This is a genomic window from Micromonospora sp. NPDC049230 (genome assembly GCF_040647875.1).
In the GTDB taxonomy this organism is placed as follows: domain Bacteria; phylum Actinomycetota; class Actinomycetes; order Mycobacteriales; family Micromonosporaceae; genus Micromonospora.
In genome coordinates this window covers 83,141-96,626 of the sequence record NZ_JBEZCZ010000006.1, presented here as the reverse complement: position 1 = coordinate 96,626, position 13,486 = coordinate 83,141, and the positions used below count along the sequence as shown (strand labels likewise).

Below are 13,486 nucleotides of genomic sequence, written 5' to 3'. Positions count from 1 at the left end.
GTCACCCGCCGGCCGGCGGGTGAGGTCGGCGGCGGGTTCCCGGTGGCGTCCCGGGTAAACCGGACAAGCGGACGCTCACCCGCCGACCAGGAGTTGGTCGTGCACCACCCGCACGCCCGGCGCGCACCAGGCGACCCGCTGGACCTGGTCGCGTTCCCACCAGGACCGGACCACCCCGGCGAGGACCAGCGCGTCGCCGTCCACCTCGACTGTCACCCGATCGGCACCGATCGTGCGGGCCAGTGCCCGCTGGACGTCCCGACGGAGGCGTTCGGCGACCGGTGGGGCCCCAGGTCGTACCTCGATCAGGTTGCCGATCCCCCGGACGCCGGCAAGCCGACGCACCTCGCCCTCGGCGGCGCGGCGCTGCCAGCCGAACTCGACAACACCGCGCACCGTCAGCCAGCCGTTGGCGACTGTGACGTCCAGGCGTTCGGCCGGCAGGGAGCTGTCCCACTCCAGCGCCCGGGAGGCGGCGATGGCGATCTCGGCGTCGGTACGCCCCGGCGTGCCGGGCAGTCGTACCTCGATCGTGTCGGCCACCGCCCGTACGCCCCGAACCCGCTGCGCGGACCGGGTCGCCGCCCAGGCGCGAGCGGCGCCGTCCACGAACCCGGTCAGCGTGACCACCCCCTGGTCGACGCTCACGCCGATCTCGTTCGGTCGCAGCCGGGGGTCCCAGGCCAGCTCCGCGAGGACGTCGCGTTGGATCCGCTGGTCGTCGCGGACACCCACCACCTCGGTCATGGCACCCACCCCCGGTCTCGGTTGCGCACACTCCGCACCGAAACCTGCCTGGTGAACGGGTGACGGCGGTCCACCCGATCCGGGTGAACCGCCGTCCGGGCGGAAAAGAGCGGCGGGTGACGGAGCCGACCCCCTCGGCCCCGCCACCCGCCGCCGGAGGGAGGAGGCAGGTGGATATCTGTTAGGACGTCTCGGCGAGCGTCACGGTTGCCGACTTCTCGACGCCGTTTCGCTTGTACTGCACCTCGACCCGGTCGCCGACCTTGCCGGCCTGCACCGCGCCGACCAGGTCGTCGGAGTCGTTGACCGGCTTGTCACCGAACTTGGTGACGACGTCGCCACGCTGGAGGCCAGCCTTCTCGGCCGGGCTGCCCGGGCTGACCGACGCGACGAGCGCGCCGCCGCCCTCGGCCTGGTTGACGCCCACCCCGAGGGAGGGGTGGCTGACCTTCTCGCCGCGCTGAAGCTTGCCCGCGACGTCCTTGGCCTTGTTGCTGGGGATGGCGAACCCGACGCCGATGTTGCCGGTGCTCTGCCCGGAGGTGGCGATGGCGGTGTTGACGCCGATCACCTCACCCCGGGTGTTGACAAGCGCACCACCGGAGTTGCCCGGGTTGATCGGCGCGTCGGTCTGGAGCAGACCGGAGATCGAGCTGACCGGCTGGCTCTGCTGGCTCGGGTCCTGCTGCTGGCCGTCGCCGGCCCGGATGGTGCGGTCCCGGGCGCTGAGGATGCCCGAGGTCACCGAGCCCTGCAAACCGAGCGGGCTGCCCAGGGCGAGCACCTGGTCGCCGACCTGCATGGCGTCGCTGTCGCCGAACTTGGCCGGCTTGAGGTCGGTGACCCCGTCGGCCTTGACCACGGCCAGGTCGGTCTTCGGGTCGGTGCCAATGATCTTCGCCGGCGCCTTCGTGCCGTCGGCGAAGACCACCTGGACGGTGTCACCACCGGCGGAGGCGACCACGTGGTTGTTGGTCAGCACGTAGCCGTCGTTGGTGAGCACCACCCCGGAGCCCTCGCCACTGCCGGTGGTGATGGAGACGACGCTGTCCTGCACGGACGCGGCGATCTTCGGCAGGTCGGCGCTGTTGAGCACCGGTGCCGCGGTGTAGGTGCGGGTGACGCCGCCGCCGTCACCGTCGAGCGCGAGGGCGAGGGCGCCGCCGGCGACGCCGGAGCCGAGCATCAGCGCGAACACCGCGACGCCAGCGCCGGCGAACTTGGCGATCCGGCCCGGCCGGGGGCCGCTGCCGGGCGGCGCGACCTGCGGGCCCCACGGCGGAATCGGCTGACCGGGGTGCTGCGGGTGCTGCCCGAAGTGCTGAGCTTGCTGAGCGTGCTGCCCGGGGTGCTGCGGGTGCTGGCCGTGCTGCTGGTGCGGCGGGTACGCCATGCCCGGCTGCCCCCCGCCGGCCCAGCCGGACTGCTGGCCCGCGTACCAGGGAGCGCCGGGGTACCGGCCGGCATTCGGCTGCGGGTAGCCGGGCTGGCTTGGCGCCGGGTAGCCGGAGACCGGGTACGGCGGCGCGGAGGGCGTGGCGGCCGGCGGCTCGTACCCGGTGGGCTGCGCGGCGGTCGGCGGCTCGTAGCCGGTGGGCTGCATGACGGCCGGCGGCGTGCTGGCCGGCTGCTCGCCGTAGGCGGGGGCGCCTTCGCTGCCGGCGACGGGCTGCGTGACGGCGGTGGTCTCCGTGTCCCGGGTGGTCGCGGCGTCACCGGTGGGCTGCGCGTCACCGGTGGTCGAGACGACCGAAATGGGAGTGGTCGGGGAGTCGGACTGCGCGCGCTCGTCGCGCGGCAGCTCGGCGGTGGGGTGCGACGGCTCGGCGTCGGTGGGGGCCGGCCGGCGCTGCGGGTCGGACTCGTACTCGGTCATGCCACTACCTTCTCCCTGGGCACTGCAATCAACCTGGAACCGTCCTGGAAGTTGGCTGAAAGTCACTCGCCCGCTTCCTCGGTCTGTGGCAGCAGCGGCAGCCGGACCCGGAAGGTGGCTCCACCGCCGGGTGTCTCGGCCACCTCGACCGAGCCGTGGTGCGCGGTGACAAGCGCCGCCACGATGGCCAGGCCAAGGCCGGTGCCGGTGTTGCCGTCGGCGCGCCGGGTCCGTGCCGCGTCGGCCCGGTAGAACCGCTCGAAGACCCGTTCGGCCTGCTCCGGCGAGAGGCCGGGACCCGTGTCGGCCACCTCGATGACGGCCCGGGCCCCCGGCTCGGCCCGCAACCGCACGCGGATCTCGGCGTCCGGCGGGGTGTGCGTCAGCGCGTTGGTGACCAGGTTGCCGATGACCTGACGCAGCCGAGCGTCGTCAGCGGAGACGACGAGCGGACCGGACCCGGGCTCGATCTCCAACTCGATCCGACGATCCGGGGCCATCACCCGGGCGGCCTGCACGGCGTCGGAGGCGAGCACCGGCAACTCCACCGGGGTCAGCGAGAGCGGCCGTTCCCGGTCCAGTCGGGCGAGCAGCAGCAGGTCCTCCACGAGCAGTCCCATCCGGGACGCCTCGTCCTCGATGCGGCGCAGCAGGCCGGCGGTCTGCTCCGGCTCCCGGGCCGCGCCCTGCCGGTACAGCTCGGCGAAGCCGCGGATGGTGGTCAGCGGGGTCCGCAGCTCGTGCGAGGCGTCCGCGACGAACTGCCGCATCCGCTCCTCCGAGCGGATTGCCCGTGCCTCGGACGCCTGGGCGGCGTAGGCGGCGTCCCGGGCGGAACTCTCCGCCGAGCGTGCGGACATCTCCGAGGCGGCTCTGGCGGTGAACGCCGCCTCGATCTGGGTGAGCATCGCGTTCAGCGCGCGGGAGAGCCGGCCCAGCTCCGAGGTCGGATGCTCCTGCCCCTGCTCCGGGTCGGGCACCCGCTGGGTCAGGTCACCGCCGGCGATGGCGGCGGCGGTGCGTTCGATCTCCACCAGGGGCTTGAGGCTGGTCCGGACGATCGCCGCGCCCACCGACGCCAGCAGGATCAGCACCGACCCGCCGACCAGCAGGTCGATCCAGACGAGCTGCTTCACCGCCCGGTCGACCTCGGTGAGCGGCTGACCCACGGCCAGCACCGAGCCGTCCGGCTGTGCCGCGAAGTAGACCCGCCACCGGGTACGGCCGTCGTGCGACACGACGGTCTTCGGCTCTCCCTCCGAATCCTCGAAGCCGTCCACGCTTGTCGGGAGGGTGGGCAACTGCTCGGGGTCGAGACTCTTTTTGTCGTAGATCGCCCGGTAGACCTGGGTCTCGTCGGCCACCGACACGACGTAGTCACTGGGCAGCATCGCCCTGATCTCGCCGCTGCGCAGGCCCGGGAGCGCCTGCCCGAGACCCTGGGTGGCCGAGCGGACCTGCCCGTCCACCTGGCCCTCCAGGTAGTTGCGCAGGAAGTAGGCGGTCAGCGAGCTGATCACCAGCAGCGCGACGGCGACAAGCGCCAGCACCGACGTGACCAGCTTGACCCGCAGCGGTACGCCCCGCAGCCGTCCCTTCGCCTGCTGAACCGTGTTCACGCCGCCGGCTTGCGCAGCACGTACCCGACGCCACGGAGCGTGTGGATCAACCGGGGTTGGGTGGTGTCGACCTTGCGCCGCAGGTAGGAGATGTAGGACTCGACGATGTTGTCGTCACCACGGAAGTCGTAGTTCCAGACGTGGTCGAGGATCTGCGCCTTGGACAGCACGCGGTTGGCGTTGAGCATCAGGTAGCGCAGGAGCTTGAACTCGGTCGGCGAGAGCTGCACGCGCTGGCCGGCCCGGTGCACCTCGTGGGTCTCCTCGTCCAACTCCAGGTCGGCGAAGGTGAGCCGGGACGGGGCCTGCCCGCCGGTCGTGGTGCGACGCAGCACGGCCCGGATCCGGGCGGTCAACTCCTCCAGGCTGAACGGCTTGGTCACGTAGTCGTCGCCACCCAGGGTCAACCCACGGATCTTGTCGTCGGTGGCGTCCCGGGCGGTCAGGAAGACCACCGGGGTACGCGTGCCGCCCTCGCGCAGCATCCGGATGACCTCGAAGCCGTCCAGGTCCGGCAGCATGACGTCGAGCACCACCAGGTCGGGCCGGTGGTCCTTGGCGGCGTTGAGCGCCGCGCTCCCACTTGTCGCGGTGGCCACGTCGAAGCCCGCGAACCGCAGGCTCGCGGAGAGCAGTTCGAGGATGTTGGGGTCGTCCTCGACGACGAGGAGTCGCGCCTCGGTCTGGGTAGCGGGCATGCGCCCATCATCGGCGACATCACTGCGCCCGCGCTGGACGCTTCCTGCAAAAACCCTGTGAGTCGGATCGTGCTCAGCGCAGGAGGCGGCGCAGCCCGTCCAGAGCGCCGTCGAGCAGCCGGATCGCGGTACGCAACTGGGTGTCGGTGAACTGCCGGGCGCGCATCAGTCGGCCCACCTCGGCGGTGAACGCGGCCAACCGCTGGTCCAACTCGTCGAGCAGCTCGGCGCGTGGCCCGGTGGTCGACGTCGGCCGTGGCGGCGGTGCCGGTGTGTCCCACCGGGTGCGCCGGGTCTGCCGGGTGGCCTCGCTCAGCTCCCGCTTGAGGTCGCGGGCCGAGCCGCGTACCTCGCTGCGGATCTCGCCGGCCAGGCTGGAGAGGTCGGCCACCGAGGCCGCGATGTCCGCTTCGAGCGCAGCCAACTCGTCGGCCCGCTGGCGCAGCTCCGCACGACCGGCGTCGGTGATGTCGTACGTCTTGCGGCCACCGGCAGCGGTGTGGCTGACCAGCCCCTCGACCTCGAGCCGTTGCAGGCGGGGGTAGATGGTGCCGGCGCTGGGCGCGTAGAGCCCGAGGAAACGGTCCTCAAGCAGGCGGATCAGCTCGTAGCCGTGCTTCGGGCCGTCGTCGAGCAACTTGAGCAGGTAGAGCCGGAGCCGCCCGTGGCTGAACACGGCGGTCACGGCAGCTCCTCCCCGTCGTGGTCGACAGCTCGGGCGAGCAGGGCGATGCTCCCCGAGGTCGTGGAAGCCCAGAGCTTACCGTCGCCGGCGCCGAGCACACCCGCGCCGCTGGACGGCGGGAACGGCGAGGTGCGTACCTGCGGAAAGCCGCTGGTGATTCGCCCGGCGGCGGTCTGTAGTTCGACGGCGAGGTCGCTGTCCTCGCGGACCCGGACGGTGATGCCGCCCGTGACGGTGGTCAGCCGGATCTCGCTGCGTCGGGGATTGTCCAGGTCACAGGTGATGGCGCCGGAGACGGTCTGCGCCCGCACCCGCTCGGCGGCGCTGTCGGCGATGATCACCTCGCCGGAGACCGTCTCCAGGGCGAGGTCACCGCGGACGCCGAGCGCCTCCACCGGGCCGGAGGTGATGTGCGCGCTGGTGGTGCCCCGCAGACCCATGAGGGTGATCTGGCCGGCGGTGACCTGGACCGTGGTCTGCTGGCGCAGCCCGGAGGCGACAAGCGAGCCCGCGACCAGGCCCAGGTCGGCGAGGACGTCGGCGGGCACGGCGACGGAGACGTCCACCTTCGGATAGCGGTGGAGCATGCGGAACCACCGCAGGACGTCCGACCAGCTCCGGCCGCGTTCCTGGCGGATGCTGAGCCGCCCGTTGGAATGTTCGATCAGGACCGGCCGACGGCCGACCTGGGTGACGTCGATCCGGGCGGGGCCGTCGGCGGCGACCACGTTGAGCCGTCCGCTGATCAGGCGGACGTCCAGGCGGCTGACCGGCCCGTCCAGGGTGAGCCGCCGCGGGCTCTCGACAGTCCATCCGGCCATGGCGCGTCCTCCCTCTCGACGGCACGCCGACGCGCGCCCCACGAGCAGACAGTAACGCGATACATCGCGACAGCACAAGACAGGTCGCGCGGTCTTGGAACGATGCCGGGCACGGACGGGGCGCAGGGTGGGGCGCGGCCGCCGCCTTCAGGCCGCCAGGTCCAGCTCGCCACCAACGGCCGGGGCTGCCGTGAGCGTGATGCCTGTGAGTCATATCGATGACTCACAGGCATCAGCCGGTACCGGTCCCATCTGCGCCGCCCACCGCTACCCCGAGCCGGCACCGGCACGACGAGGTACTGACAACCCACGCTGAACGCCGCGATCGAGAGCGAGCGCGAGGGGTGCTGTCCCGTGCCAGTACTACCGGCCGTGAAGGTGATGGCGGCAGTCCTGGATCCTGGCCCGGACGCCCGCAGTTCGTTGCTTGGCCAGGGCGGCGACCAGCAGGAATCTATGAGCCGCCAGCCGTCGTCGGGAGATCGACGGCGGGCTTGCGGTACGGGCCCCAGGCGACGAAGCGCTGGAACAGGTCGGTGGGACTGGGCCCGTCGTGCGGGTTCAGGTGGTAGAGATCCTTGGTCGCCTCGTAGTACATGCCGGCCAGGAAGATCGCCAGGCCGACCGGGTTGTCGCCAAACTCGGCCTTGAGCCGCAGCCTCGCGTCGCCACATGGCCAGTGCTGCCCATCCGCTCGGCAGCACCACATCGGGCGCAGCGGAGTGTGCGGAGTCGGCCCGGCGTGGGACCTCGGAAGGTTGGCCGCTGGGCCAGCTTTCGGCGGATGGATCTGGGTGCTGAGTGTCATGTCGACTCCTGCCGTGTGGTTCGTGGCTCGGCGGCCACCGTCCAGTTGATCTGTGTTGACTCGTTCCATGCGGGGTTGAAGGGCGGCACGAAGCCGCCGGTGCGGGATGGTCCGTAGCGGTCGGTCGGCGGCTCGGGGGTGCTGGTCGGCCGCCTCGGTTTACGAGCGGTGCGGCAGGATGGGCAGGCACACTTCCGGCCCCCGGGGAAGCGCCTCGATCGGTGCGGCCGGTGCCGTGGTTGGACCAGGTCGGCATCCTCGTCGTCCACGAACGCTCCTCCTGACTGTTGCCCGGAGACCGGGCCGCGAACTGCATGTCCCCTCCACGACCCGGGCCCCGGATCCTCGGGGTGGGGCCGCCCTGCCACGGGGGGAGCAGAGCGACCCCGAGCCGTCGTGACCACGGGCGACGGCCCAAGCGGACCTGCCCGTAGCTCACCGGAAGGACCGAGGCGTATCCGCTTGGTGACAGTCTGGTGAGGACACCGCTACTGTCGGAATAGACAGACGCCAACCAGGGAGAAGTTCGGTTGACGGGGCCGCTGGTTGGTCGAGCCATGGGAGGGCTCGGGCGTGTCTGGGCGAAGGCTGGGAATCCGAGGAGGAATTGTGGAAGGTGAGCCAACAGCCGACCTGATTCGGGCTCAAGTGCGCCGGCTGCGGACGGTCGCCGGCCTGTCTCAGGAGGATCTGGGCAGGCGGATCGCCTTCAGTGGTTCCCAGGTCTCCGGCGTGGAGACGGGCCAGCGCACCCTGGACAGGATGTTTCTGGCCAGGGTCGATGAGGTCCTGGAGACCGAAGGGCTCCTGGTGTCCCTGCTGAAGCTCGCCGAGCGCGACGGGGAGCCAGTCTGGTTCCGGCCCTGGCTGGAGGCCGAGCGCACCGCTCGTCAGCTCCGGCTCTACGAGCCCCTGCTGATCCCCGGCCCCCTCCAGACGGAGAACTACGCGCGAGCGATCCTGCGGTTCAACGACACGCTGTCGACCGACGAAGTTGAGCGGAGAGTGGCCGCCCGGATGGAGCGGCAACAGATCCTCACCGCCGACGATCCGCCGCAGATCATCGCCGTCCTGGACGAGCGTGCACTACGCGACACCAGCCCCGGCCTGGCCGGGATCATGGCCGAGCAGATCGCCCACCTGATCGCGTTGGCCGAGCTGCCGCACATCCATGTGCACATCATCCCGTCCACGACGGCGCTGCACATCGGCTCGACCGGCCCGTTCGCCCTGGCTCGCTCCGCAGACGGGGGCTGGGTCGGGCACCTGGAGAACCAGCTTGGCGGGGTCGTCATCGACGGGAACGATGGTGTGTCTACGCTCTTGACGAGGTGGGAGGGTGTGCGGAACGAAGCGCTCCCGCGCCAACAGTCCATCGACCTGATGAAGGAAGTGCAGAGCCATCATGGACCTCAGTAACGCCATCTGGCGCAAGTCGAGCCGCAGCGGATCGGGCGGCGGTAACTGCGTCGAAGTAGCGGACAACCTGGTCGGTGTCGTCGGCGTGCGGGACAGCAAGGACCCGTCCGGCCCCGCGCTCACGTTCGACCCGCAGACCTGGAAAGCGTTCGTCGGCTTCGCCAAGCGCGCCTGACGTAGCGCGCAAAGAGGCCCCTCAGCGCGACGCTGAGGGGCCTGTTCGTGTCGCTTGACGAGGTGGATATCGCGGGGCAGGGCGAACGCGCCGCAGCCGACGCTCCCCCTCAGGCCGCCAGATCCAGCCCGCCACCGACGACCGGCGTCGCCGTGGGCAGTGCGCCGGCCGGGGTCGCCGTGGGGACCGGACGCAGCCGGGCCCGCGGCACCGCACCCGCCGCGGGCAACAGGTGTACGGCCGACTCGGCGGCCCGGGCCAGCAACCGCCGGTCGGCGGCACGGGCCGGGTGCAGAGCTGCGGTGATCGTCACCGACACCACAAGTTCCCGCACCGCGACCACCCTGGCGACCGATCGCAACAGCGTGTCCGCGCCGAGGAAGGCGGCTGCCGTGGTGGTCGTACCGGTGGCCGCGCAGCGGTAGGCGAGCCGCAGCGGCACCACCGGGCTGCCCGTGTCGATGGCCGCCTGGAACGTCGCGGGCCGGAAACCGCCGCCGGGGCGGCAGTCGGCGGCACCGTCACCGGCGCACCAGGTCGTACCCTCCGGAAAGACCGCCACCGACCGGCCGGCGCGCAGCGTGTCGGCGACCCGGCCGACCATGCTCGGCAGCGCCCGCGGCCGGGAGCGGTCCACGAAGACGGTCCCCGCCGCCGCGGCCAGGAGGCCGACCACCGGCCAGGAGCGGATCTCCCGTTTCGCGACCATCCGGGTGGGCGCTACCGCCAACACCGCGATGACGTCCAGCCACGAGACGTGGTTGGCGACCAGGAGCGCCCGCCGTCGGGGCAGCCGGCCCCGGATCACCAGCCGGACGCCGAAGGCACGTGCGGTGGCCCGGGCCCAGCCGCGTACCGCCGCCTGCCGTTCCTGGGTCGGCAGTACGGGCAGCAGCACCACCAGGCCGACACCGGCCAGCAGCATGCCGGTCACGGCGACCAGCCGGAGCACCCGACGGGCCACCGGCACCGTGGGCACCTCGCCGTCCGCCGGCAGACAGTCGTCGCCGCAACCCGACGAGGGACGCCACAGGTCGTGCGGTACGGCGGTCACCGCTCCGCCCCGCCGAGGAAGTGCCGCAGGTAACGCGGATTCATCCGGTCCAGGCAGAAGAGCACGTAGAAGTCCGCGCACCCGAAGTCGGGGTCGTACGACGGCTCGCCGCAGATCCACGCGCCGAGCCGGAGGTAGCCACGCAGTAGCGGCGGCACCGCGACGCGCCCGGCCGGATCGGCGGCGGCAGCGGAGGTCGGGGCGGGGGCGCCGGTCGGGTTGGCGAACCAGGGCCGCAGCGGGTGGACCCGCAGCGGCGGCGGTGACAGGTGCCGGGCCTGCGCCTGGGCCCACACGCCGGCGACCGTCCGCCCGCCGTCGTCCACCGGCACCGAGGCGCAGCCGCCGAGCCAGCGGGAGCCCCGCAGGTGCAGGTACCTGGTGATGCCGGCCCACATCAGGTTGATCACCGCGCCGGAGCGGTGGTCCGGGTGCACACAGGACCGACCCGCCTCGACCAGGTCGTCACGGAGCGGATCGAGCGCACCGAGGTCGAATTCGTCCTCGGCGTACCGCCGGTCGGTGCGCCCCGGCGGCAGCAGCCGGTACGTGCCGACCACCTCTCCGGTGCTGTCCTCGCGGACGATCAGGTGGTCGCAGTACGCGTCGAAGGGGTCCACGTCCAGCCCGGCGGTGCCGGAGAGGAGGGTGGCGCCGAGTTCGGTGGCGAACACCTCGTGGCGCAGGCGTTGCGCGGCCGCGACCTGGGTGGGGTCGTCGGCGATCAGCAGGGTGTATCCGCTGGTCGTCAAGGGTGCGCCAGCGGCATGCAGAACGGCCATGGGATCTGTGTAGGTGCCCGGGTTGCCATTCACTCAGACCACCGGTGTCGATCGGATGAACGGCGGCAGGCGAGACCGCTAGCCGCACCCCGCGGTGGGCGTGCGAGGCTGCCGGAGCGACCGGCGAAGGCGCCGGCCCGCCCCATCGGAGGTCGACGATGCGCATCGAGTCCCGCTACAACGGGCCCGCCGGCTCCGGCAACGGCGGCTGGAGCGCGGGAGTGTTCGCCGCCGAGGCGGGCGGCACCGGCCCGGTCGAGGTGACGCTGCGCCGGCCACCGCCGCTGGAGACCGAGTTGACGCTTGTCGGCGACGAGGTCCGTGACCCGGCCGGCGAGCTGGTGGCCGAGGTGCGCCCGGCCGGGGTGGTCGACGCCGTCGTACCCCCTGTCGACCTGGACACCGCGGTGGCCGCGGCGACCCGCTATCCCGGCCTGGTCGAGCATCCGTTTCCGGGTTGTTATGTGTGCGGGCCGCAGCGGACCGACGGGTTGCGGATCTTTCCCGGTCGGCTGCCGGACGGGCGGACCGCGGCGCCGTTCCGGGCGCCCGAGCAGGTCGGCGCGGCCACGGTCTGGGCGGCGTTGGACTGCCCCGGCGGCTGGGCGGTGCTGGCTCCCGGCCGCCCGTACCTGTTGGGTCGGATCGCCGCCGCGGTCACGGCGCTGCCGGACCCGGGCGACGACTGCGTGGTCACCGGGGCGTTACTCGGCGTCGATGGGCGCAAGGCGTTCGTGCACACCAGTCTGTACGGCCCGGACGGTGCGCTGCTCGGCGTGGCCCGGGCGACCTGGATCGCCAGTTGAAACCGCGGCCCGTCGTCCGCAGGGTGGAGTCGCCTCCGCCCCGCGACGGAGGCGAACATACGGACCGCGCCTGATTGACCTTGTTGCCCCGGGCCGTCACGCTGTGCCACGGCGTACCTCGACGCCGTACACGGGAGGAGAACGATGACTGACGGGCAGCGAAGCCCCACCAGCGACGGTCAGATCGTGGTGTCCGGTCTGACGAAGCAGTACAAGAACGTGCGGGCGGTGAACAACCTGTCCTTCACCGTGGCACCGGGGCGGGTGACCGGCTTCCTCGGCCCGAACGGCGCTGGCAAGACGACAACCCTGCGTATGCTGCTGAACCTGGTCACGCCGACCGCCGGCACGGCCACCATCAGCGGCCACCGGTACACCGACCTGTCGGACCCGCTGCGGCACGTCGGCGCGGTGCTGGAGGCCTCCAGCGCGCACAAGGGCCGCACCGGCATCAACCACCTGCGGGTCATCTGCGCGGCGGCCGGGCTGCCCCGGCAGCGGGCCGACGAGGCGCTGGCGCTGGTCGGGTTGACCCCGGCGGCGAAGCGCAAGTTCAAGGGCTACTCGCTGGGCATGAAGCAGCGGCTCGGCATCGCCGCCGCGATGCTCGGCGACCCCCGCGTGCTGATCCTCGACGAGCCCGCCAACGGGCTCGACCCGGAGGGCATCCGGTGGATGCGCGGGTTCCTCAAGAACCTCGCCGTCGAGGGCCGCACCGTGCTGGTCTCCAGCCACCTGCTGTCGGAGATGCAGTTGCTCGCCGACGACGTGGTCATCATCGCGGCCGGTCAGCTGGTCCGGCAGGGACCTGTCGAGCAGGTCCTCGGCTCGATGGCGCAGGGCGCCCGGGTGCGGGTACGCACGCCGCAGGCCGAGGCGCTGGTCGCGGCCCTCAAGGCGCAGTCGGCGACAGTCGACACCGACGAGCAGGGCGTGCTGCTGGTCGCCGGGGTGGACGCCCCGACGATCGGCCGGGCCGCCCTGGCCGCCGGGGTCGAGCTGCACGAACTGACCACCGAACGACCCGACCTGGAACGGGTCTTCCTGGAGCTGACGGCCGGAAAGGCGGGCATCCGATGAACCTGGTCCGAGCCGAACTGCTCAAGATCCGCACCACCAGCACCTGGTGGTGGCTGGCCCTCGGCGCGTTCCTCTCGATCGCGCTGGCGTTCGCGATCAACGCGTGGCTGCTCGTCACGACCCTCGGTGGCGACGCCGGCAACGTCGGCGTCAGCGCCGAGCAGGCGACCCCGCCGGCGCAGGCGGCGAACCTCTACACCTCGGGCCAGTACCTCGGGCTGATGTTCGTGATGCTCATCGGCATCCTGATGGTCACCAACGAGTTCTTCCACCAGACCGCGACCACGACGTTCCTGACGACTCCCCGGCGTACGTCGGTCATCGTCGGCAAGCTCGTCGCCGCCAGCCTGCTCGGCTTCATGTTCTGGTTGGCGACCACGCTCATCGACCTGGCCGCCGGCTCGATCTTCCTGTCCCTGAACGACTACGGCACCCAGCTCGGTGAGTGGCCGGTGCAGCGGGCGCTGCTGTTCAACCTGCTCGCGTACGCCATCTGGACGATCCTCGGGGTGGGCATCGGCACGCTGATCACCAACCAGCTCGGAGCGGTGATCACGGCGGCGGTGCTCTACCTGATCGGCACGCAGGTGGTGGGTCTGCTGTTCCTGCTCCTGTCGAACGTGCTCGACAGCCAGGCGGTGCTCAAGTGGCAGGTGGTCTGGCCCGCTGTGGCGTCCCAGGTCATGATCACGGAGGGCACCTCGGAGTTCACTCCGTCCTGGTGGGTCGGCGCCCTGGTGCTGGTCGGCTACGCGCTGGTCACCGGGGTCGTCGGAGTCCTGATCACCCGACGGCGCGACATCGCCTGACGGCGGTCCCGACCCCGGGGACGGCGGCGACAGTCCTGCCGCTCCGGGGTCGGCGCCCCGCCCTCGCTGGTGACCATGCGTTACCAGTCCCTCACCAGCCGCGCAGC

14 protein-coding genes are annotated in these 13,486 nt (G+C 71.7%); 5 read left to right on the top strand and 9 right to left on the bottom strand.

The annotated features are described in order from the left end of the window. Positions 1-75: 75 nt before the first annotated feature. The 7 genes from AB0A95_RS07615 to AB0A95_RS07585 form a co-directional block, all read right to left on the bottom strand. Positions 76-747, bottom strand: coding sequence for a BON domain-containing protein (locus AB0A95_RS07615; protein ID WP_357554812.1), 672 nt, complete (start codon positions 745-747; stop codon positions 76-78). A gap of 181 nt (positions 748-928) precedes the next feature. Next, a complete protein-coding gene (locus AB0A95_RS07610) occupies positions 929-2,623 on the bottom strand; it encodes a trypsin-like peptidase domain-containing protein (RefSeq protein ID WP_357554811.1) in 1,695 nt (564 codons plus the stop codon). Between the two features lie 62 nt (positions 2,624-2,685). Then, complete coding sequence (locus tag AB0A95_RS07605) at positions 2,686-4,242, bottom strand: HAMP domain-containing sensor histidine kinase (RefSeq protein WP_357554810.1); 1,557 nt, start codon at positions 4,240-4,242, stop codon at positions 2,686-2,688. Beyond that, complete coding sequence (locus AB0A95_RS07600; RefSeq protein WP_355033347.1) at positions 4,239-4,940, bottom strand: response regulator transcription factor; 702 nt, start codon at positions 4,938-4,940, stop codon at positions 4,239-4,241. The genes AB0A95_RS07605 and AB0A95_RS07600 overlap by 4 nt, the downstream gene beginning before the upstream one ends. Positions 4,941-5,013: 73 nt before the next feature. Beyond that, on the bottom strand, positions 5,014-5,625 hold the full coding sequence (locus AB0A95_RS07595) for a PadR family transcriptional regulator (protein ID WP_357554809.1): 612 nt from the start codon (positions 5,623-5,625) through the stop codon (positions 5,014-5,016). Further along, entirely contained in the window at positions 5,622-6,446 is an 825-nt protein-coding gene (locus AB0A95_RS07590) for a DUF4097 family beta strand repeat-containing protein (RefSeq protein ID WP_357554808.1), read from the bottom strand. Before AB0A95_RS07590 ends, AB0A95_RS07595 begins: the two co-directional genes overlap by 4 nt. Positions 6,447-6,900: 454 nt before the next feature. After that, positions 6,901-7,254: a hypothetical protein gene (locus AB0A95_RS07585; protein ID WP_357554807.1), complete on the bottom strand. Its 354-nt coding sequence runs from the start codon at positions 7,252-7,254 to the stop codon at positions 6,901-6,903. Positions 7,255-7,863: 609 nt separating this feature from the next. On the opposite strand from AB0A95_RS07585, the gene AB0A95_RS07580 reads away from it, so the two are divergent. After that, positions 7,864-8,673: a helix-turn-helix transcriptional regulator gene (locus AB0A95_RS07580; RefSeq protein WP_357554955.1), complete on the top strand. Its 810-nt coding sequence runs from the start codon at positions 7,864-7,866 to the stop codon at positions 8,671-8,673. Beyond that, positions 8,660-8,848 carry a DUF397 domain-containing protein gene (locus tag AB0A95_RS07575; protein ID WP_357554806.1) on the top strand — a complete coding sequence of 63 codons (189 nt, stop codon included), beginning with the start codon at positions 8,660-8,662 and terminating at the stop codon, positions 8,846-8,848. The genes AB0A95_RS07580 and AB0A95_RS07575 overlap by 14 nt, the downstream gene beginning before the upstream one ends. 109 nt (positions 8,849-8,957) lie before the next feature. Here the strand turns inward: AB0A95_RS07575 and AB0A95_RS07570 are convergent, their stop codons facing one another. Both AB0A95_RS07570 and AB0A95_RS07565 read right to left on the bottom strand, forming a co-directional pair. Then, on the bottom strand, positions 8,958-9,902 hold the full coding sequence (locus AB0A95_RS07570; protein WP_357554805.1) for a lysophospholipid acyltransferase family protein: 945 nt from the start codon (positions 9,900-9,902) through the stop codon (positions 8,958-8,960). After that, entirely contained in the window at positions 9,899-10,684 is a 786-nt protein-coding gene (locus tag AB0A95_RS07565; protein WP_357554804.1) for a GNAT family N-acyltransferase, read from the bottom strand. Before AB0A95_RS07565 ends, AB0A95_RS07570 begins: the two co-directional genes overlap by 4 nt. Before the next feature lie 158 nt (positions 10,685-10,842). Here AB0A95_RS07565 and AB0A95_RS07560 point away from each other — a divergent pair, with 158 nt between their 5' ends. The 3 genes from AB0A95_RS07560 (at position 10,843) to AB0A95_RS07550 (ending at position 13,379) form a co-directional block, all read left to right on the top strand. After that, positions 10,843-11,490, top strand: coding sequence for a hypothetical protein (locus AB0A95_RS07560; protein ID WP_357554803.1), 648 nt, complete (start codon positions 10,843-10,845; stop codon positions 11,488-11,490). A gap of 144 nt (positions 11,491-11,634) precedes the next feature. After that, positions 11,635-12,570, top strand: coding sequence for an ABC transporter ATP-binding protein (locus AB0A95_RS07555; RefSeq protein WP_357554802.1), 936 nt, complete (start codon positions 11,635-11,637; stop codon positions 12,568-12,570). Beyond that, entirely contained in the window at positions 12,567-13,379 is an 813-nt protein-coding gene (locus tag AB0A95_RS07550) for an ABC transporter permease (RefSeq protein ID WP_357554801.1), read from the top strand. Before AB0A95_RS07555 ends, AB0A95_RS07550 begins: the two co-directional genes overlap by 4 nt. Positions 13,380-13,486: the final 107 nt, after the last annotated feature.